The organism is Pseudomonas hormoni, assembly GCF_018502625.1.
Taxonomy (GTDB): Bacteria; Pseudomonadota; Gammaproteobacteria; order Pseudomonadales; family Pseudomonadaceae; genus Aquipseudomonas; species Aquipseudomonas hormoni.
Genome location: NZ_CP075566.1, coordinates 148,555 through 167,507 on the forward strand (window position 1 = coordinate 148,555; position 18,953 = coordinate 167,507).

20 protein-coding genes are annotated in these 18,953 nt (G+C 49.2%); 13 read left to right on the forward strand and 7 right to left on the reverse strand.

Annotation, left to right across the window (positions count from 1 at the left end):
- Positions 1–43: 43 nt before the first annotated feature.
- The 5 genes from KJF94_RS00640 (at position 44) to KJF94_RS00660 (ending at position 5,704) form a co-directional block, all read left to right on the forward strand.
- Positions 44–1,210, forward strand: a complete 1,167-nt coding sequence (locus tag KJF94_RS00640; protein ID WP_214380618.1) for a CBASS cGAMP synthase — start codon at positions 44–46, stop codon at positions 1,208–1,210.
- Positions 1,211–1,213: 3 nt separating this feature from the next.
- Positions 1,214–2,884 carry a ThiF family adenylyltransferase gene (locus KJF94_RS00645; protein ID WP_214380619.1) on the forward strand — a complete coding sequence of 557 codons (1,671 nt, stop codon included), beginning with the start codon at positions 1,214–1,216 and terminating at the stop codon, positions 2,882–2,884.
- Entirely contained in the window at positions 2,866–3,330 is a 465-nt protein-coding gene (locus KJF94_RS00650; protein ID WP_214380620.1) for a Mov34/MPN/PAD-1 family protein, read from the forward strand. Before KJF94_RS00645 ends, KJF94_RS00650 begins: the two co-directional genes overlap by 19 nt.
- On the forward strand, positions 3,327–3,647 hold the full coding sequence (locus KJF94_RS00655) for a recombinase family protein (RefSeq protein ID WP_284681149.1): 321 nt from the start codon (positions 3,327–3,329) through the stop codon (positions 3,645–3,647). The genes KJF94_RS00650 and KJF94_RS00655 overlap by 4 nt, the downstream gene beginning before the upstream one ends.
- 290 nt (positions 3,648–3,937) lie before the next feature.
- On the forward strand, positions 3,938–5,704 hold the full coding sequence (locus KJF94_RS00660; protein WP_214380621.1) for a reverse transcriptase domain-containing protein: 1,767 nt from the start codon (positions 3,938–3,940) through the stop codon (positions 5,702–5,704).
- A gap of 44 nt (positions 5,705–5,748) precedes the next feature.
- On the opposite strand, the gene KJF94_RS00665 is transcribed toward KJF94_RS00660, so the two are convergent.
- Positions 5,749–6,243: a hypothetical protein gene (locus KJF94_RS00665; RefSeq protein WP_214380622.1), complete on the reverse strand. Its 495-nt coding sequence runs from the start codon at positions 6,241–6,243 to the stop codon at positions 5,749–5,751.
- Positions 6,244–6,403: 160 nt separating this feature from the next.
- On the opposite strand from KJF94_RS00665, the gene KJF94_RS00670 reads away from it, so the two are divergent.
- From KJF94_RS00670 to KJF94_RS00685, 4 genes are all read left to right on the forward strand, one after another.
- Positions 6,404–9,037 (forward strand): AAA family ATPase, encoded by a 2,634-nt coding sequence (locus tag KJF94_RS00670; RefSeq protein ID WP_214380623.1) that lies wholly within the window; start codon positions 6,404–6,406, stop codon positions 9,035–9,037.
- 101 nt (positions 9,038–9,138) lie between these two features.
- Positions 9,139–9,825, forward strand: a complete 687-nt coding sequence (locus KJF94_RS00675) for a helix-turn-helix domain-containing protein (protein ID WP_214380624.1) — start codon at positions 9,139–9,141, stop codon at positions 9,823–9,825.
- Positions 9,826–10,215: 390 nt separating this feature from the next.
- Positions 10,216–10,788 (forward strand): hypothetical protein, encoded by a 573-nt coding sequence (locus KJF94_RS00680; protein ID WP_214380625.1) that lies wholly within the window; start codon positions 10,216–10,218, stop codon positions 10,786–10,788.
- An 86-nt stretch (positions 10,789–10,874) separates the two neighbouring features.
- Entirely contained in the window at positions 10,875–12,044 is a 1,170-nt protein-coding gene (locus KJF94_RS00685) for an HNH endonuclease (RefSeq protein WP_214380626.1), read from the forward strand.
- Here KJF94_RS00685 and KJF94_RS30020 read toward each other — a convergent pair.
- From KJF94_RS30020 to KJF94_RS00695, 3 genes are all read right to left on the reverse strand, one after another.
- Positions 12,041–12,259 carry a hypothetical protein gene (locus KJF94_RS30020; RefSeq protein WP_250548207.1) on the reverse strand — a complete coding sequence of 73 codons (219 nt, stop codon included), beginning with the start codon at positions 12,257–12,259 and terminating at the stop codon, positions 12,041–12,043. The two genes, KJF94_RS00685 and KJF94_RS30020, sit on opposite strands and share 4 nt — an antisense overlap.
- A gap of 493 nt (positions 12,260–12,752) precedes the next feature.
- Positions 12,753–12,932, reverse strand: a complete 180-nt coding sequence (locus tag KJF94_RS00690; protein WP_214380627.1) for a hypothetical protein — start codon at positions 12,930–12,932, stop codon at positions 12,753–12,755.
- 102 nt (positions 12,933–13,034) lie between these two features.
- Positions 13,035–13,820 (reverse strand): CHAD domain-containing protein, encoded by a 786-nt coding sequence (locus tag KJF94_RS00695; RefSeq protein ID WP_250548208.1) that lies wholly within the window; start codon positions 13,818–13,820, stop codon positions 13,035–13,037.
- Between the two features lie 155 nt (positions 13,821–13,975).
- Here KJF94_RS00695 and KJF94_RS00700 point away from each other — a divergent pair, with 155 nt between their 5' ends.
- Together KJF94_RS00700 and KJF94_RS00705 are read left to right on the forward strand one after the other, a co-directional pair.
- Positions 13,976–14,749 carry a ParA family protein gene (locus KJF94_RS00700; protein WP_214380628.1) on the forward strand — a complete coding sequence of 258 codons (774 nt, stop codon included), beginning with the start codon at positions 13,976–13,978 and terminating at the stop codon, positions 14,747–14,749.
- Between the two features lie 125 nt (positions 14,750–14,874).
- Positions 14,875–15,288 (forward strand): arsenate reductase ArsC, encoded by a 414-nt coding sequence (locus KJF94_RS00705; protein ID WP_214380629.1) that lies wholly within the window; start codon positions 14,875–14,877, stop codon positions 15,286–15,288.
- A 187-nt stretch (positions 15,289–15,475) separates the two neighbouring features.
- On the opposite strand, the gene KJF94_RS00710 is transcribed toward KJF94_RS00705, so the two are convergent.
- Positions 15,476–16,225 (reverse strand): hypothetical protein, encoded by a 750-nt coding sequence (locus tag KJF94_RS00710; protein ID WP_214380630.1) that lies wholly within the window; start codon positions 16,223–16,225, stop codon positions 15,476–15,478.
- A 300-nt stretch (positions 16,226–16,525) separates the two neighbouring features.
- On the opposite strand from KJF94_RS00710, the gene KJF94_RS00715 reads away from it, so the two are divergent.
- Positions 16,526–16,906 carry a hypothetical protein gene (locus KJF94_RS00715; protein ID WP_375379870.1) on the forward strand — a complete coding sequence of 127 codons (381 nt, stop codon included), beginning with the start codon at positions 16,526–16,528 and terminating at the stop codon, positions 16,904–16,906.
- A 330-nt stretch (positions 16,907–17,236) separates the two neighbouring features.
- On the opposite strand, the gene KJF94_RS00720 is transcribed toward KJF94_RS00715, so the two are convergent.
- Entirely contained in the window at positions 17,237–17,644 is a 408-nt protein-coding gene (locus KJF94_RS00720; protein ID WP_214380631.1) for a hypothetical protein, read from the reverse strand.
- A gap of 47 nt (positions 17,645–17,691) precedes the next feature.
- The gene (locus KJF94_RS00725; protein ID WP_214380632.1) at positions 17,692–18,144 is read right to left on the reverse strand and encodes a hypothetical protein; all 453 of its coding nucleotides are present in this window, start codon (positions 18,142–18,144) and stop codon (positions 17,692–17,694) included.
- 90 nt (positions 18,145–18,234) lie between these two features.
- On the opposite strand from KJF94_RS00725, the gene KJF94_RS00730 reads away from it, so the two are divergent.
- On the forward strand, positions 18,235–18,525 hold the full coding sequence (locus KJF94_RS00730; RefSeq protein WP_214380633.1) for a helix-turn-helix domain-containing protein: 291 nt from the start codon (positions 18,235–18,237) through the stop codon (positions 18,523–18,525).
- Positions 18,526–18,953 lie beyond the last annotated feature (428 nt).

Here is an 18,953-nt window from a genome sequence, read left to right on the forward strand (position 1 = left end):
TATAGTGCTGGCAATGTGAAATGACAACGGCAGGGAGCACTAGGTGCAAATACTCAATCTCCACAGCTTGTTCAGCAGCACCGTTCACTCTGACGTTTTCATCAACAATCTTAGCCTGCCAGGCGACGAATCTCAGATGATGCTTGATGCACGCACGGACATTCGTACCCGGCTGAGGGACGAGCTGCCTAAGCGTCTGCGTGAGGCTCTGGAGGACGCTGGGGCTGCTCCAAGGCCTCGTTTTTTCACTCAGGGTTCGTGGGCATATAAAACCCTTAACGCACCTTGCAAGGAGCCTCAGCAAGCTGACCTCGATGATGGGACCTACCTGCCTTTCAGCTACATCGAGTCTGCTCCGCCCTCTGAGATGAGCAGCATCCTCTTCAACGCGGTTGAAGACATACTGGGGGAGCTTGGGGTCGAAAAGGGCTGGACGCTTGTCACCGAGAACCCCAACTGCACACGCTTGGAGATCGACAGTGATAAACACATCGATGTCCCTGTCTATAGCATTCCCGATACAGAGTTTGCACTGCTCACAAAAGCCGCAGTTGCTTTGGAAAGCCGGGGTATAGCGATGGACGCGGCAGCGGCTATCGATGACAACTGGGACCTGATGCCGACTCACGGCGTTTTAATGGCGACCAAGACCAACGGTTGGCGTGATAGCGATCCTAGGCCTGTCAAGGACTGGGTCAACAATGAGGTCGGTATCAAGGGTGAGCAGCTGCGTCGTGTGATGCGATACATCAAGGCTTGGCGAGACCATCAGACCTGGGATCCTGACAAGGACCCGAAATCGATCCTTTTGATGGTGGCTACCGCCGAAGCGTTCGACGTTTCAGTTCATGGTCATGACGACGTTGCTCTGGCTAAGGTTTGCGAACGTTTGCCCGAGATTTTGCGGGGTAAGGTCATAAACCCTGTCACGTTGGATCGGCCAACCGATAAGCAGGAAGATCTAGCTGCGCGCCTCGACCGCGACGGGATCCGTGACTTGCTGATCAGCCGAATGGAGAATTTGTCGAGGTGCATAAATCATGCGATCTACGAATGTGGCGATCCTGAAAAGGCGTGCGTCATTCTTCGTTCAGAATTTGGCATTCGCCTACCGAACGATCCAAATCGTGTGGTCGTCGAATCGGTCAAAGCAGTAGCACCATTGGCGACTGCGGCAGCCAAGCCGGTAGGCGATATCACGGCAGGCTGATTGATGATTGCGCAGTTCAGTCAGGTCCACGAAGCCCTCATCCACAAGGGCTTCGAACTTGTTAAAAGTTATCCGCTCCCTATTTACTCGGTGGATCTCTATGTCGATGGGACGCCGTATGCAGCTGACCTGTCGTTCGTTGATTCGGCATTGGTATACCTGCCGAAAATCCGTTTGATCCAACGCCCACCCGGTCTGCCTAGCAACTGTGCTCATCTCACGCCCTTAGGTCACCTGTGTTACATCGGCCCGAACCAGGCCCACTTACCTCGTGACAACTTAGCCGGTGGCGTGCTCGGGTGCATCGAAATTGCAGAAAATCTCCTTTCCAGACTTGCAAGCGGTGATGCGCTTACTGATACCCAGGATGAATTTTACGCGTCGTGGCTTGGCGAGCGGCTCCTTATCGACCTTGACCAAGAGCCGGCGGGGACCATCTTCGACTCGACGTTGATTCGAGTGATGACTGACAGGGGGCGCCCTAATATTTATCTACTGGGCCGAGATAAAGAGGCTCTTTTAGCGCGGTATGGCCAGTGGAAACCTGAGGTCGCTTCCACGTCACTGATCACCCGTGTTGTCGAGGCTCAGTTTCCCATCGGGGCGACTGAGCATGACTGGCCACCCACTAACCTGTTCATGCTTTTGAAATGGCTCGCCGGGGATCAGAACGCGATCAACGGTGTTCATTCGGCCCTGAAGGATGTTTATAGGTCCGGGGCGGCTGACTTGATCCTCATAATCAAGGGCCCGAATACCTCCTGTGCTGCCTTCCTTGAACTGCGGGAACTGCTCGAAGAAACCCTGCCAATCCGCTCGCCTATTCAATATCTGAAAGCTGTCACACAGCGGCACTCTAAAAGTCTGAAAATGATTCCCTTGGACCCAGCGTACGTCGACCCAGCTTCTTGGCTGGAAAGAAATATGCAAGACGATCACAGGGGCTTGGCGGGGAAAAGCATCGTGTTGGTTGGCTGTGGGGCAATCGGAGGCTACCTTACAGATTTGCTGGCAAAAAGTGGGGCTGGATTTCTAGGTGGTTCGTTAACGCTGATCGATTCTGATGTTCTGTCTGTAGGAAACATTGGGCGACACGCGCTTGGGTTTGGCGATTTGGACAGGAAGAAATCTCAAGCTCTGGCTGAAGACCTGAGGCGTCGATATCCCGCTATAAACGTTCTTCCATTGATGGAGGATTTTCTCAATGTAAAAGGGCTATCAGGGGCAGACCTAGTAATCAACGCTACGGGTGATCAAGCACTGTCACATCACATGAGTGAGCAATGGCTTGAGGGGAATATGCCTGCGGTGTTGTTCTCTTGGATTACGGGAACCGGTTGTGGCGTCCAGGCATATCTACTGAGTGACCCAGGCCAAGCTTGCATGTCCTGTTTAGATTACAGCGTTCCAGGAGGGGTATATTCGGTGATGGCCTCTGAATACAGGCATCAACACAAGCATGCCCCTTCCTGCGGCGACTGGCTGGTCCCGTACTCAGCGGCAGCGGCTGTACATGCCGCTGCCCTAGCTTGTGATCTGGCTGTTGCCTGGGCACGGGGAAGCCCTGCCCCGATGCTACGGAGTTTCACCCTCGATTACGCTGCTGGAAAGGTCGTTCCTCCAACATCTCCACCTCGCCGGAATGATTGCAAAATATGCAGCCGTTATCACTGATAGACCGTGCGACTTGCCATTTGGTGGTGATCTCTCCCGAGGTTCTGGAACTGATCAGTTTTTATCAGCAATCAGCTCCTGACGATTGTGAAGCTGGTGGCATTTTGATCGGTGTGATGCATGGGGCGCATCTAGAAATAACCGGTGCAACCGAGCCTCAACTTACCGACAAACGGACTCGGACGCGCTTTCAACGATCTGAGGTGGGGCATCAACTCATATTGAACCAGCGCTGGGAGAGCAGTGGTGGTACTGAAAACTATGTTGGTGAATGGCACACGCACCCAGAACCCGATCCGCAGCCTAGCGGCATTGACCTGCGGGAATGGAGTAGGACATCCAGACGTCTCGGTGAGCGAATGATCGTCATCATAGGTGGTCTGGCCTCTAATTATTATGCTGTGATTGATGATCGTAAGTGTCGAGTTCTTCACTTGATACGCTGAATACCTTAAGTGTTCAGTGCGATATAACGCAGTGGCGCAATGAAGGCATAGACACGACCTCTGCCTCGGGAAGAATGGTGATGACTATCTTCGCAGGAATTGCAGATTTTGAGCGCTCGCTGATCTCAGAGCGCACTAGCGCCGGGCGGCGAGCTGCCCAAGCTCGTGGAGTCCGGTTCGGCCCGAAGCCAGTCCTGCGACCAGAGCAAATAGAACACGCACGTACGCTCCAAGCTGAGGGTCGCCCAATTTCAGAGATTGGCCGCCTGCTAGGAGTGCATCGCTCGACAATTTATCGACTACTGGCGTTGGGGTGATTTATTACATACACCACCGCTGGCCCTTTCCACGCTCGCGTGGGTTTGCTCATAAATTACGCTAGATCTGAGAAAGTAAGCGTCTCTTATTTGATGACGGGCGCACCGGCTTGACAATAAAAACATATTCATGGTATCAACATTCATCGGGTGTAGAGGCACAATTTAACTTTCCACTGACTATATGCGGTGGCCACATGAAGGGTTCCTTTGCCGTTACGCGCTGACGATTACTATGAGGTTGGCGACGTGTGTAAAAGAGAAAATAGCCTCTGCACCCGGTACTTTATATGATTTTGTATAATTTCTTAGCAGCAATTTACGCACCAGGCCTGAGTAGTCTTCCAGCTTTTTGTAAACTGCTTGGTGTGGACCAGAATAAGCTTCTTCATTTTCTCTATAAAAGAAAACAAAGTAATTACGTAAGCTTTCATATTCCAAAGAAAAGTGGTGCAACTAGAGTTATCAATGCGCCAAAAAAGACGTTAAAAGTTTTGCAAAGGAGTTTGGCTGAGCACTTAGAGAAATTTTACTACCCTAAGTCTTCGAGCCATGGCTTTGTTAGAGCTAGAAGTATAAAAACTAATGCACAGCCCCACGTTGATAAAAATTATGTTTTTAATATTGACCTAAAAGATTTTTTTGATACGATCCACTTTGGGCGTGTAAGAAACCTCTTTATGTCTGAGCCTTTCAATGCACCTCATAATGTTGCAACTGTTATGGCACATATTTGTTGTCATGATGGACGGTTAGCTCAGGGGGCGCCTACCTCTCCGTTGATAAGTAATATGATTTGTAGGAAGTTGGATTCGCAGTTGCAAGCTTTGGCGAAATCTAAGAAATGCCATGTGACGCGATATGCGGACGACATAACGTTTTCTTTTACTAGTTCACTCAGACATCTCCCGCCTGACGTTGTAGAAGTGACAGGAGATGGAGTGGTTATTCCGGGGCGTGAATTAGAGCACATAATCAAGGCTAATGGTTTTTTGATAAACTCTGAGAAGACACGCCTTCAACATCGCTCCCAGCGACAAATGGTTACCGGTTTGGTGGTTAATGAATTTCCAAATCTACCACGTGCTTTTCTTCGTAAAACCAGTTCGATGATCAATGCACTGCGGCGCTATGGACCAGTGTTGGCAGAATCGAAGTATTTAGAAATTTTGAATGGTGATAAACAAAGTATCCCAGCTCGACAGCACATAAGGGTGAAGGATAATGCTGGTGATTTTTTTATTAAGGTTGTCAAGGGGCGATTGAATTATATACAGATGATTCGTGGTAGGGGCGATAACGTATACAGGAAGCTTGCGTACGATTTTACGGTGGCTATCGGTAAAGAAAATCGTGAATTTAGGAAGTCACCTGAAGAAATTCTCGGTAATTCAATCTTCGTTGTAAAAAACATCAGCGATGATAGTCAAGGCACAGCATTTTTACTCGATGGCGTCGGTCTAGTTACAAACCAACATGTCGTGAGCGGCATAAGCAGGCTCACGGCCCCTCACATGATATCTTTTATAAGAGCTGGGCTCGATGAAGCGGAAATTAGCGCAGAGCTGATACTTTCAGATGAGAAAGCCGATTTAGCTATATTTTATCCAGGGCCAGAGTTTGATAAGGTCCCGAGGCTTAAAAAAAGCAAAAAAGAACTCATAAGGCCGATGGATCCTGTTTTGTCTATTGGCTTTCCTAAGTACCGAGATGGTGCAGCTCATTATATAACTCGTGGTAACACTACTCAGCTGAGGCGCCAGGTTGATTTGGATTTATGGCTGATAGACGTTCCATTAATCGAAGGCAATAGTGGCGGACCCGTTTTTAACGACTCGCTGGAAGTGATAGGTGTTGCTGCGCGAGGTGCTGCTCAAAATAATATTCAAGCAGCAATGTACGGCTTTATACCTATCTCTTCGCTAAATAAATTCGTACAGCAATCGGAGTTTAAAGTTACGAGATCAATTCTTGATATTTTGGGAGGTAAATTATTTCAGCCCTTAGCGAACGCAAAAGGCAAGTTTGTTAGAAGGAAAATTTTGATTCCCTTCTAACTGTTCATTAATTTTGTTTGAGCGTTTCCGCTTGAAAAGGTAAATCACTGGGGAGTTGTATGGTCTTGCCATTCTGCCAATATCTGCGCAGTTTTTGATTCGATTGTTTCCATGCTTACACCTTTTTCTATCACGAATTTTTGTGATTGAGATGATATCTCTTTTAGCAATTTTCCGGCCTCTTCTACGATAGCTTCTAACCGTTCGCTCAAAGTTATGAACGAAGCATCATCGATAAGCGCTTTTTGACTGCTTGTACGAGAGCTGTGTACTAACCAATTTCTTTCCTTCAATAATGCTTGGAATCTTGTTAGTAGGCACTCAGGTAGGTTTTTAGTCTTGACCAATTGAGAAATGCTCGCGCCAAACGTATTACGCTGTGCCTTCTCTACCAAGAGGTTCCCTTTTTCCTCGCCCATTTCTGGTTGGGCTTGTTCCATGAGAACAAAATATTGAGCAGTAGAACCTTCAAGTATTTGTAGCTGCCACAGAGCGAATCCTACGGCTTGGGTTAGCGCGGCCAATCGTTCTGATTTCATGTATCGATCACCTGCTAGCATCACTAGTATTTTTCCATCTGGCTGGATTTATCATCAGCGCGTTGGTGAGTTCGGTACACATCGCTGAGGCGTGCTATACACATTATCTTTAGCGCTCTGGATGTGCCAGAGGGCTCACCACTGTGGAGTCGAAAGGACTATGGATGGTCAGGCGATTCAAGGCGGAGCTTCAACGAGTACGGAGGCAGCGGCACTGGCGTCAATCCTAGTGTGGTCGATGGACTGCCCTCCGTGGCAGAGAGATGCTCTACGGCGCCTGTATCTAAACGGCGCTCTTACGGAAGATGATTACACTGATTTAGTTGCGATTTGTAAGGGCCTGAATACCGGGCAACCCCTCGAAGCAATGCATTTGAAGGATCCGAGTGCCGGTGGTGCCATTGTTAACTTGCGTCAACTTCATGGTCTAGCAAACGTAAACGCTTTGGCTGCGGGTGAGCGGCTTGTGTTTTCCAAGCGTGGGCTGACAGTCGTCTATGGCGATAATGGCGCTGGTAAATCTGGCTACGCGAGGGTGCTAAAGCACCTCTGCCGAGCTAGGATCCCAAAGGGTGATACGGTCCTTACGAATGTTTACGCCAATAATGTCGGTAAGCCGTCCGCTCAAGTTGACTTTTTGGTAGGTGGCCATAATCAAACTGCTTCGTGGGTGCTTGGGCAGCAATCTGACTCAAGACTGTCTGCTGTGAGCGTATTCGATAGCAGCACGGCTAATGTGCATGTCGACAGCACCAATAATCTGGCTTACACACCTGTCCCCCTCCAAATGTTGGCTTCATTAGCAGACGCCTGTAAGGATTTGAAAACCAAGCTTGGAAACGAAATCTCTGTCATCCAGGCTAAGACTCCTGCTGTGCTGCTGACGCCGGCCTGCTCGTCTTCGACAATGGTCGGTCGCTTGATTTCATCTCTCTCCCACAAAACAAAAGTTGTCTCGATTGAAAGCGGAGCGGGGGTATCCGAGCTGGAGGAGGTGCGTCTTGAGGAAATACAACGGGATCTTAGCTCTGATCCTGTTCGACTGTCTCGTCAGTTAACCGTGCAAAAAACACGTATCGAAGCAGACATTTCTAGGCTGAATTCGATGGTGCATGCAGGTGCTACCACTGTAGGACAGTCGCTGTTGAGTCTCAGGGATGCTTTTGCGACAGCGGAAGCAGCCGCGTTGACTGCTTCGAATGATTTGTTCTCCGATGAACCGTTGCCTGATGTCGGTTCCCCGGTATGGCGCTTACTTTGGTCAGCGGCTCGGGAGTATTCAAAGCTGTCGGCTTACAAAGGTAAGGCGTTTCCGGTGGTTGCTGACGGAGCCCTATGTCCCTTGTGCCAACAAATCCTTGGCGAGGAAGCGATCAAGCGTTTTCAGACCTTCGAGCTATTTGTGAAAGACGAAAGCAAGCGGCAAGAGAAGGTTGCAAAGGACGCGTTTGACGAAGCTTTGAAGGTAGTAACTGATGCAATTCCGAAAGCTCGGACAATTCCGACTATGGTCGCATGGTATCGCGATGACCTTGCGCAACCAGAGCTAGCGTCCACTCTACGCGCCACAATCGTAAAGATTGCTTGGCGGCTCCGGGCGCTTTCTCGGTTGTCGAGTTCTGAGCAACTCATCACGTTGCCACCTATGCCAGATTCTCCGTCGATTCAGCTAAGCGCGCTTGTGGACTCAATTAGCCTTCGTGCATCTGTGCTTTTGACCGAAAATGACTCCAAGGAACGGAAGGCGCTAATCGCTGAGCGCGATGAGCTGCTAGATCGGAAATGGCTGTCAACGATGAAGGAGGATGTGCTTCTTCAAATTGAGCGTTTAAAAGAGATTGAGGCCCTAAATGGATTTGTTAAAAGCACGCATGCGAACCGCATCACTGCTTTGAGTACAGACGTAGCGCGCACGCATGTCACTGCACACCTGAAGGCTTGCTTTACCACCGAAGTGGAGAAGCTCGGTGTATCGAACTTAGAAATTGAGCTTCAGCAAGCTAAATCATCGGCGGGCGTGCCGCAGTTTCAAATTCGCCTCACGGGAATGCCTGATCAGCCGGTTGGTAAGGTTCTTAGTGAAGGCGAGCATCGCTGTATAGCTCTCGCGGCGTTTCTAGCGGAGCTTGCAACCACCGATTCACACTCCGCGATTGTGTTTGATGATCCTGTCTCCTCGCTTGATCATATGCATAGGCAATCTGTAGCGGCGAGATTGGCGGAAGAAGCCAGGCGTCGGCAGGTCATTGTTTTCACGCATGACATGGCGTTTCTCTTATTGATTGATGAGGAATGCCGGGGAAAGGATGGGGTCGACGACGTTCCTGTGCTTTATCGGCTTATCAGTCGAGGCCCTACGGCCGCAGGATTTTGTAACGAGGATCCACCTACTGATGTGATGCCGCTAGACAAAGTGATTGGGGGAATGAGTCGCCACCTAGTGAATGTTTCAGTCCTTCATGCGCGTGGTGACCAGGCACGCTGGCAGGATGAGGTCAAACTCTTCCAAGTATCACTTCGAAACACCTGGGAGCGGGCCGTAGAGGAAGTAGTTCGGCCTGTAATCAAGCGCTTGGCTCGAAAGGTCGACACAACTGGACTGATGAAGCTCACTGTTTTGACTGCAAACGATTGCAGTGAGATGAGGATCGCCTATGGACGATGTTCTGCATTGCTGCACAGTCAGCCTGGGGAGCTGAGGGCGGCACTTCCCACCCCAGGAGCAATACAAAGTGAGATAGATGCGCTCTCCGGGTGGATCACTTCAATCCGCCAGAGACAGGAGCAAATTTGATCGAAGCTACCGATGTCACCGTTATGTCAGGTTGGTGTCGTGTCAGCAGAGCTGATGGCTTTTCATAATGGGTCACATCTAAGCGTACTGGTGAAGCAATCATGAATGACTCATCCTCCCAAGCACGACTCCTTACCCTCGACGAGTTAGCCGCCTTAATCAAAGCGTGGCGGGAAATCCGCCAGTGGTCTCAAGAAACACTGGCTGAGTTATCAGGCCTCAGTGTTCGCACGATCCAGAGAACGGAGCGCGGAAAGCCTTCGAGTCTGGATACGAGACGAGCGTTGGCGGGGGCCTTCGAATTTGAGGACATCGATTTGCTTAACAAGCCTTTGCTTATCCCAACTGACGAGCAGTTAGCCGAGGCCAAAGTCAAGTTTGATGAAGCCCATGTCACCTTGCAGGCGAACCCAATTGGGAGCGGAAGGATATTTGCCAAGCTTGTGCAGGACTGCCACATGGACCTGACAGAGCCTGCATTTGAACTTGACTCAGAGGCTAGTGAGGTTTTTGCGGCTATGGTGGATTATTTACGAGAATATCGGGACTGCGCCGAGCACTATAGCGAAGTAGAAAAATTAATGGTTCACCGCGAGTTTGAGGATTACCTAAGCCAGCTTCACGTTCTAGGTGTGTCTATGCGTTACGCAACCCGGAATGTAAAAATGCGGTTTGGCGGTCCTACCGGTGATCCGCTTGCCGTCCAAATTTTGTATTTGGTTGGATTTGCGGTTGGGCAGGAGCCAGAGTCGTTTGCAACCCCAAAAACCGGGAGCATTGGTTTGTGACGTTGATCGCAGGCATTAAAAAAGGCGCCTGAGACCTATCAAACCCACTGGCCCGTCCCCGCTTCGCGGGATTCATTCCGACTGTCTTTCACTTTTAGGACTGTTACCGCGTTCCTCGAACGATGCCAGAACCTAATCGAGCCGGTCTGCAAATTTCTTGGCGTTAATGCGCCCCTGGTTTTGCTTTGGCCACTAAGCATCACATGCGGTGTGGATGCTAGAGGCATCCCACTAAGCTTCCTGCTGTAATGAGTCCATCCCAGCGGCATCGTTTGCGCGAACTTTCTGTATGACGAGGCGTATCTGCCTTCTGCGAAGTCGCCTCTGATTCGCGCCCCTTAACCATCTGAGAAAGGATAAAGTTTACGTTTCTCTGTGTGGGCGCATTAAATGGATTTTGAAAACAAACCTTGGCATATCGCGGTAGCTTTGACATTGGTCATGTCACTAGCAACAGGTCTTGGCAATCTAGGTTCTTCGTATTTGTTGATCTCGGCAAAAAATCGTGAGGAAATCGATAAGGCCGAGATTGCACGAAAAGCAAAGGGAGCCGAAATGCACTGCGAAAAGCTGCGGGAGGCCGCATCGCTAGCTGCTGAGATAGAATTCAGTGCCGATAGAGGATACCCAAACATCGTGCGTCTCTCCGATGTAATGACCGGGGCAACAGCTGAACAGCTGAGGAAGGTGCCCGATCAGCAGGTCATTGATGAACTACTTGCATATGAGAAACGAGCTTCTGCCCTGATTCCTCTTCTGACGGAAGAGGAGGCAGCTCTTCTGAATAGAATTACACTGCATCATGATGTCGTTACTCAATTGCGGACAAGCAAGGTTCCAGTGGAACAGCGGGTGTCGCCGCGTGATGGCGGTTTTAATGCAAATAGTGAGTTGAATGACATTCGTCTCAGTAGTTCTGAGCTTGCCGCTGCGTATAGGCTTCGTTGTACTTATGATCAATAAATCGAGTGCCTTGGGTTGATCAAAAGTTGACCTGCATATATTGTAGTGTTTAGTGCTTGGCTTCAGTGATGGATAGGGCGAAGGAAATGGAATATAAAACAGAAGAAAAGAGTTTTGATAATTATTTGATTAATTTGCGCGGCTTCAAAATGAAGGAGTTCGAACTGTCGACAAAGTACAAGGGCGCGAAAACTGGAGTTGAGCGAATTTCTGTTCAAAGAGAGTTGGCCGATCTTAGTGTGGAAGTAAAAAATCTAAAAAACTCACTGATGATGGAGTCTAGAAATTACGATGTCTTTCGTAGCAGCCCGGAACTGAAGGTGGAAATTTTTGAGAGAGAAAATCCGGAGCCATCGATGCCTGAGCGATGCCGTCACTCTGATACTGTCGTTAGATTGCGTAGCTTTGAAGATGGTTCCAAGCAATTAGTCTCTCAATGTACTGGTTGCGGAATCCAAACTCGCAGTCATCGAAAAAATTCAGTTCCTGATTGGACTAAAGTTGAGGTATTCAATGAGGTCTTTCCTCAGCCGCATGAGGATGAGCACGCCCGATGGACTGCCGCTAGATATAAAGTGATTACAGATGCAATGCATGAAGGTAGCGAGATTCCGGATTTTGATGATGCGGGGTTTCGTGCTGGTTATGAGTTAAAAAATCCAAGGCCACCTTTCGCAACGCAATGCGAGCACGCAGAGTTTGTCCATACCAAAAGGATATACCCAAGTGGAGCCAGTGCCGTAGTTGCTCAGTGTAAATCTTGCGGACACCATATAAAAACGATCTCAAAAAAAGATCTAAAGGATGCCGAGTCTTTGTCTGCTTTTGATGAGGGGCAGAAGAATCGGTTCAACGCGATTGCATCAAATTGGCACGAAGCATTCAGTGTTGCATGGAAAAAAGCTCACTCAGAGTATGTGTCTAAAACGCAAAGTCAAATCTGGAATGGCGAAATTAAATACCAGGATAATACTCGGTTCGGAACGTACTACGTTTCTGAAGAGTGGTTTAGAACCCGCTTAAGAATTTTGGATAGGGACAATGGAGAGTGCCAAGCATGTATGGGAGTAGCTCAATGCGTGCACCATATTGTTTATGAACGATTAGGCTGTGAAAACGATTTAGACCTGATTGCTCTATGCAACCAGTGCCATGACAAGGTACACAAAATTCAACGCGGTTATCCATGGCAGTTTCGTCTGACTCCATCTGAAATTAGAGGGCTCCAGACCGAAGAGAAGTGGAATGATGCCTAGGACTGGCGTAGTCGCATGATGGCATCTGTGAGAGCTTTAGCATTAGTGTCCAGCGTCTCCATGGCAACCATTGCGTTAGTGGCGACACTCCCTACTCCATTCTCTGACAGCCACTTGGTAACTTCTTCTATGGCAGCAGCTAGGGCGTGCTGGTTGTGCAGGAGCAATGTCAGTGCGTCTGCCGTTGCGATCTCGCTTTCTGGTCTATCTGACATAGCTATAGTCCTTGAGTGATGTTGTAGGGATCCTAGTTTATCTTTCTGCTGGCCGGGGCGCTTTTCATACACCTGCCCAATTGTTTGCATTCGACCTGACGAGTCATTTACACCGGATTTGACCGGCGCGCTTCCTAGTAATGACGGGCAGTAGCCGACCAAAGCGGATGGTGAAAAAACTTGCCTCCACTTACTCCTTTGCACGGACCGGAGATACAGGCCCGTTCGCACGACCGTTATTTGCGAACGTCCACAATGACTTGGCCTCCACCTGGCAATCAGCAAGAAACAAGCTGAACGGTCATCAAACCGGCACCTTTGTGACGCAGCAACCTCGAAGAGTTACTACGTGCTTGATCTGCTTTTTAATCAGCCGGCATTAGTTCAGCCACAGCTAGTGCTTGTTAGAAAGAACGATGGTTTATGCTCAGCCTCATCGAGCAATCAGGTCGCGTATACAGACTGGCCTCATAGGCGAACGCTGACGAGATGCTTACCTAACCTCTGAGTTTTCAGCATCTTGGGCAAAAGTATGAGAGGCCGCCTCTATCCGCTCTTCGAGTTGGGCAATGTAGGTTTTAGCGTCCTCTAGGCTGGGGAACGAAACTGCCGTTTCGCCTAGCCAAACTTTGCAACCGCTTCCTTGCTCATTTGTTTCAATAGTGATTTTCATCTGCCAACCCTTTGCTGTTGAGGTGGCGGAGGGTAGCGCATTTTTTAGATGATTCAAAATGTATCAGAGGCTCTATATCAAGCCTTTCAAGGCGATTCAATATCATTCTTTAGACTTCGTTAAGTCTTTCTCCAGGTGATCAAGCAGCGACGCCAATTTCAGCTCGGCATCAGCCAACGCCTGTTCTGACGCGACTTTCCAGTAGGGTGCGATTTCGAGCAAATCCGGTTCCGCCTCGGCCCGCAGGCACCATTGATGATGATCGTGCCATGAGCCGAGCGACGCTTGTACCGACTTCAATTGAGCCCTGGATTTTGCCTTGAGCGGTGACAGTGTCGGAAACGCATCGGAGAGGTATCTTGCGTTTTTTACGATGATCCTCAGCTCGTGCCGGTCAAAATGTTGATCCCGAAGTCCAGCAATCAACTGAGTGATTCTTTTTTTCAGGGCTTTCTCAATCTGTCTTTTTACATCAACAAGCTCACCCGCTCGCTCGGCAGTCCTGAACAACTCTGGCCATCGATCCAGTTCGCCAAACAGTTTGTCGAGCAGTGGGCTACCGATGATCTTCCGATATTGTCCTGTCAAGGTTGCACTTCGGCTCATCGCTTGGCGCGAGTACCCCATTTTCCGAAGCTCATCAACGATGACCTCCAGATCCCTCGTGGGAGTCGTCGCTCTGCCAACCTCTGCGGCGGCCTGATTCAATTCGATAACCTCCGGCATGTTGCGCAGCGGTCGCAGAAGGCTTCGTATTTTCCGAACTGTAATCCTCAGGTCATGCAGCGCTTCGCTGTCACTGTTGGCTTGCAGTCGAGCGCGCGAGTGATAGAGGGAGACCTCCAGGGAAATGATCTGTGCCACAAAATCGTCGACAAAAGACATCATCGTCCTCGCTTGTGAGTGAGTTTGCAGAGCGTAGCAGAGCAACTGTTCGTTGCAGCCATTGCACACGGGCACTGCAATATAAAATTCATCAAGCTGCCGCTGTAGATTCGCGGGAAATCGATAGACTGGAATCTTTTGCCGCAGGAATGCTGTTGATGCGTCGTGTTGTTTTCAATCAAAAAGGTGGGGTAGGCAAGTCGAGTATTGTTTGCAACCTAGCTGCTGCAAGCGCAATGGAAGGTTACCGGACACTCGTTGTCGACCTGGATGCCCAGGCCAACTCGACGTATTACCTCACCGGCCTGACTGGGGATGATATCCCGGTGGGCATTGCGGATTTTTTCAAGCAAACGCTGTCTTCTGGGCCGGCAGCCAAAAAAAGCCGCGCTCATATCGTTGAGACACCCTACGACAATCTTCACCTCATCACTGCCAGCGGCGAACTTGCGGATTTGCAGCCCAAGCTGGAAGCCAAGTTCAAGATAAACAAGCTGCGCCGGCTGCTGGACGATATTTCCCAGGATTACGACCGGGTTTACATCGATACGCCTCCAGCGATGAACTTCTATACGTTCAGTGCACTCATCGCAGCGGATGCGGTTTTGATTCCATTTGATTGCGATACCTTCGCTCGTCAGGCGTTGTACCAGGTGCTGGCACAGGTGGCAGAACTTCAGGCTGACCATAATGAATCCCTGGTCGTTGAAGGAATTGTCATCAATCACTACGTCAGCACCACTGGCTTTCACCGCAATCTGGTCGAGGAACTCATCGCGGAAGGGCTGCCGATTCTTCCTGTGTATCTCGGCAGCTCGGTGAAGATGCGTGAATCTCATGAGCGCTGCCAACCTTTGATTTATCTCGACCGGCATCACAAGCTGACAGGCCAGTTTGTTGATCTCTTGCACGTACTGGAGGAGACAGACTGAATCGGTACGGGCACTGAAAGAATTCGAAACAGTGCATTCCATCGACTTGAGGCCAGGCGGTCAAAAACGCTGCTTAACTGAGCTTTGTCGTTTTTTCAGATCACTGTCCGAGCGGGGGGAAAGAAATGGCTGACAAATTCCGGGTGCTGTTTGTCTGCGCCAAAAATGATGTCCGTTCCTTGCTGGCCGAATCGCTGCTTCGCCACACTGACTCATCAAACTTCGAAGCTTTCAGCGCTGGCCTCGAACCCGGCGAGATTGATCCTCGAACCCTGGAGTCTCTCGAACACATAGGCATAGAAACAAACGGTCTACGTAGCAAATCGATTAATGAGTTTGAAGGGCAACAGTTTCACTACGTGATCACACTGTGTGATAAATCCTCCGAAGAAGCTTCACGGATGCCGTCTTCCGATGAGGTGATCGTGTGGAGTTTTGAAGACCCGACCACCAGTGAGAAACATGAGCCTTTCCGGCATGCACTCCAAGAGATTCACGACCGCATCAAAATGTTCGTCACAGTGAAGACAAGGCAGTGAGCTTGCATCAGCGATAACGACTCCGAGCTGTTTTTAGCCGTGCATTCCAATGGCCACTACTGGCGGATTACTGCCTGTCGTGTGGGTAGCAACCGACCCTGCGTGTACGTTACCGCGAGGCTTACGGCCCTTATGACCAAGCAAAAATTGTGAATTAGCTTGAATTGATAAAAATCCGTAGCGTGCATTATTTGAGTAGTGCCTTGATCATCTCGGCATCGATGGGGAAGCTGGGTTTAGAAATGGATAGTAGAGTGCCCCGCAGAATACGCCACCAGTTCACCGGGCTGATACGCCAGAAGCTAGTGACGTTACAAATATCTCCAGAAAGCAAATACCAGCCGAATAACCTGCCATCAACTTTCACCAAGTGATGCGGCACCTCATCTTCAATCCAAACATTATGTTCTGAGTAGAGGTTTGTCTTGAACAATTTCAGACCTGCTTGCTTATGTTTTTCCAGAAAAGCTCTGATTTTTTCGTTTAAAACTATCTGCCTAACATAACAGTCGGAGAACCTAGCCTTAATTCCATAAGTGTGTGCCAACCAGGCCTTTCCAGCGATTGTCCGATGCACGCCGCACTCAACGTGATAGATACTGCCGTATCGCGCCAGCTTCAGAGGTTCGAGGCTCCCAGGGGCTGGAAAGTTCACGTCTCGCAAAGACCTTTGGAAGTAACCGAGCACTCGGCTATCCCAATTTGCGCCGTGTAGCTTTTCTACAGCTTTCCGCCATGTTAAGCCTGTTTCGCCAAAGCCATTCCGATGGGTAACAGTTTTTATGTTTGCTACCTCAACATCTTCATATGCTATGGAGGATCCCTTCATGTCAAAAAAAGCAGAATAGCCAACCTCCAGCTCAGTTTTAATTTCTTCGTCGAGGTAGGCTTCTTGGCAGGCGTTTGCGGCTTGTTTTATCTGTGCGATGGTCATCATTGGGTTCAACGTATTTTGGGAGCTTGGAAGGATGACACTTTTTAGAGATGCATCCTTAGGGATTTGTCCAGAGCTACGTGCGCGATTATGTAGCGTGAGCCGAGGTTGGATGGAACGAGAGCGCTGCTACAAACCGAACGCAATCCTCAGCGATCACTTTTGACCCCTATTGCTGCCTGTCGAGTCAAAAGTGGTTCGGCCTCAGTTGGTCATCGATATACAGCGAACCTGAATCCTCTACCCGTGGTGGCCATTGGATTGAAGCTGAGCAGAGGGGGCTCACTACCGGAGAAATTCGTCATGCTGATAGAATCAAACTGGTTATTCAATATCCCTCTGAGAATTGGCATGAGTCCAGAATTAACTGAAGAAGAGATGCGCCTCGCGCTATTCGGTCGTGGCGAGGGTGCTGCACAGGACACTCCACCTCAAGTACAAAAACCTCTTTCGGAAATCGTGATTAAGCAGCCGGCGAGCGTGACAGAGAAAAAGAAGGTCGCGAAATCATTCACGCCCAGGCTGAGGGTCACGCTGCGGGTGGGTAATGAATTTGAAGGCAAGACGGAGGAGCTGGTTCATGAGGCCGATACGTTGAGTACTCTCCTAGCTGAGCAAGAAGCTACTAGGGCGGCTAGGAAAAAATTTCGATTTGTGGAAGTGGTTTCGATCAAGCCGATGTAGGTGAGTTTTGCGAGGTTAACGGTCTGGGCGTTCAATGGCTCATGTACCAACGCATAAAGCACTGTTGAAGATGCTTCAAGACGCTCGCGGTTTGTTGTGGGGAATTCATCGTTACGGGGCGGACCCTGTCCTCGGTAAACAGTGGCTTTTGAGGGGGCTGTCTTTGATGTAGGTGTCTGCAATCCGCCACTATTATTCGATCACCCAATCCATCCTTGAATGTATTTTTCGGATCCCGTCTCCATGTGTATGGGGCAACTCACTGGCCTCTTCCGCGTAGCGGCTCTGTTGAGCGAAACCCGCTACGCGGAATTGTCCCAGGGCTAAGCCTCAGCTCTTGGGAGAATCTCGCTCGGTAATAATTGTGTGAGGTGTCAGAAGAATCAATATTCTCCCATTAGGTAACTCAGAAAATTCAATCTCGGATCCGGCCGCTATTTTGTTGCGTACATTATTAGGAAGGGAAATTCGACCGATTGAGTCGATTTTGGCACCGGAAATACTTTTTCGATTGTGTTCTGTCTTCGGTATTATCCCTAAGACCCGGTCAGATTGCATACGAGCTTTCTTATACGATTCACTTGCTTGAATGTCCTTGATATCTACTGATAGCGCACCTGATTTGGAACACTTCAAATCATCGAACCTATCTCCTCGCATCTCTTTATCTTCAAATAAAATTCGCAAAAGTGTTAACGCGCTATTTTTCAGGTGGCGAAAGAACATAATCCAAGTCATAGAGCGCTCAGGGAGTGTCTGCCAAAGACATCGAACACAAATCTAGCTCAATAAAATTTGTGTTTTTTTGATACATAGATGTCACGCCCAAAATCCAACCCGGAATAGACGTTACTATCTGAATGATAAGTTGAGCCTGTGTCAGTATAGAAAATGTATTGCTTGTCGGGCGCTCTATAGCTTTTGATGAACGTCCGCTCAAGGATTCTGGTGACTGTCTCCGTCCTCATATCGAGCGAGCTTTTTCTCTCAGGGGGTATAACAATGCTGATTGATTTGACTGTCGTATTGCCATCGCCCTGAAGAATTCCAGTGATCAATGCGTCTAGGTCATCCGCCCGCCGAAACCCCCAGATGCATTCAGTATCCTGATCATCGTCACCTTTCGTTGCGACCAATGCCAACAATAGGAAATCAAGCTCAGGAGCCATAAACACGCGCTTGCATACCCAGCCAGGATGGGCATGCCCGTCTTCATTTTGCTCGGGAACGATGAACATATAATTTCACCTTATCTCTATATGCACATTATAGTGTGTAGCACTATAATAGACTGCGAGGCTTGATGCTACCTTTTGGGTGGCACAAAAATGGAGTTCAACCAAGCGTTCGGGCAGGCGTTGCGGCAGATACGTTTGCATAAGAAGCTGAGTCAGGAAGATTTTTCAGATATCAGCGGTCGTACGTATTTGAGCAATCTAGAGCGTGGGAAGCAGTCTCCAACACTTGAGAAAATCAACCAGTTGGCCTCGGTGCTGGGGGTGCATCCTAGGGTTTTGGTCAACCTGACCTACATGATCTATGACAAATCCTGTGAGACTGAGGAATTTGTAATGAAGCTGGGGGAAGAGCTTCGTTCAGTCACATCTGCCCCTGAGTGACTAGCTGAGTGGGTGTGCGCATTGCATTCGGGGAGAAAGCCTCGGTTACTCAAAGACTCACTTTGCAGCGGATGGAATGTTTTGAAATTGCCGGGGAAATGCTCCGGCGATGAGTGCTGCCGGATATGGAGTGGTGATATGACTGCAACCCCTCGCTCGTTTTATGTCGGTCTTACGTTCTATGACATTGAGTACTTTCCGCGATCTCTGCCGACAGTAAATATCCTGCTTGGATCATCTGCACACTGCGAGAAGACCAGCAATGATAGACGTCCTCCCTCTGTAGAGAATGTGACAGCTCAATTCGAAGGCCGCCTCCGGCACTTCCGTGGTACGGAAAAAAAATAAGCGCTCAGCAGATAAGGAATACGCTCAGCTACTCAGCAGCATTCGTCTCGGAGATGAGAACGAATTTTTGTACGCGTGCT

Bases quoted from the DNA above. Each gene is read 5' to 3' on its own strand.
- KJF94_RS00650 (WP_214380620.1), top strand. From the start codon at position 2,866: ATGCAGCCGTTATCACTGATAGACCGTGCGACTTGCCATTTGGTGGTG.
- KJF94_RS00705 (WP_214380629.1), top strand. From the start codon at position 14,875: ATGGCTGACAAATTCCGGGTGCTGTTTGTCTGCGCCAAAAATGATGTC.
- KJF94_RS00700 (WP_214380628.1), top strand. From the start codon at position 13,976: ATGCGTCGTGTTGTTTTCAATCAAAAAGGTGGGGTAGGCAAGTCGAGT.
- KJF94_RS00685 (WP_214380626.1), top strand. From the start codon at position 10,875: ATGGAATATAAAACAGAAGAAAAGAGTTTTGATAATTATTTGATTAAT.
- KJF94_RS00680 (WP_214380625.1), top strand. From the start codon at position 10,216: ATGGATTTTGAAAACAAACCTTGGCATATCGCGGTAGCTTTGACATTG.
- KJF94_RS00690 (WP_214380627.1), bottom strand. From the start codon at position 12,932: ATGAAAATCACTATTGAAACAAATGAGCAAGGAAGCGGTTGCAAAGTT.
- KJF94_RS00715 (WP_375379870.1), top strand. From the start codon at position 16,526: ATGCTGATAGAATCAAACTGGTTATTCAATATCCCTCTGAGAATTGGC.
- KJF94_RS00675 (WP_214380624.1), top strand. From the start codon at position 9,139: ATGAATGACTCATCCTCCCAAGCACGACTCCTTACCCTCGACGAGTTA.
- KJF94_RS00695 (WP_250548208.1), bottom strand. From the start codon at position 13,820: ATGATGTCTTTTGTCGACGATTTTGTGGCACAGATCATTTCCCTGGAG.
- KJF94_RS00670 (WP_214380623.1), top strand. From the start codon at position 6,404: ATGGATGGTCAGGCGATTCAAGGCGGAGCTTCAACGAGTACGGAGGCA.
- KJF94_RS00730 (WP_214380633.1), top strand. From the start codon at position 18,235: ATGGAGTTCAACCAAGCGTTCGGGCAGGCGTTGCGGCAGATACGTTTG.
- KJF94_RS00665 (WP_214380622.1), bottom strand. From the start codon at position 6,243: ATGAAATCAGAACGATTGGCCGCGCTAACCCAAGCCGTAGGATTCGCT.
- KJF94_RS00660 (WP_214380621.1), top strand. From the start codon at position 3,938: ATGATTTTGTATAATTTCTTAGCAGCAATTTACGCACCAGGCCTGAGT.
- KJF94_RS00725 (WP_214380632.1), bottom strand. From the start codon at position 18,144: ATGTTCATCGTTCCCGAGCAAAATGAAGACGGGCATGCCCATCCTGGC.
- KJF94_RS00710 (WP_214380630.1), bottom strand. From the start codon at position 16,225: ATGATGACCATCGCACAGATAAAACAAGCCGCAAACGCCTGCCAAGAA.
- KJF94_RS00645 (WP_214380619.1), top strand. From the start codon at position 1,214: ATGATTGCGCAGTTCAGTCAGGTCCACGAAGCCCTCATCCACAAGGGC.
- KJF94_RS00720 (WP_214380631.1), bottom strand. From the start codon at position 17,644: ATGACTTGGATTATGTTCTTTCGCCACCTGAAAAATAGCGCGTTAACA.
- KJF94_RS30020 (WP_250548207.1), bottom strand. From the start codon at position 12,259: ATGTCAGATAGACCAGAAAGCGAGATCGCAACGGCAGACGCACTGACA.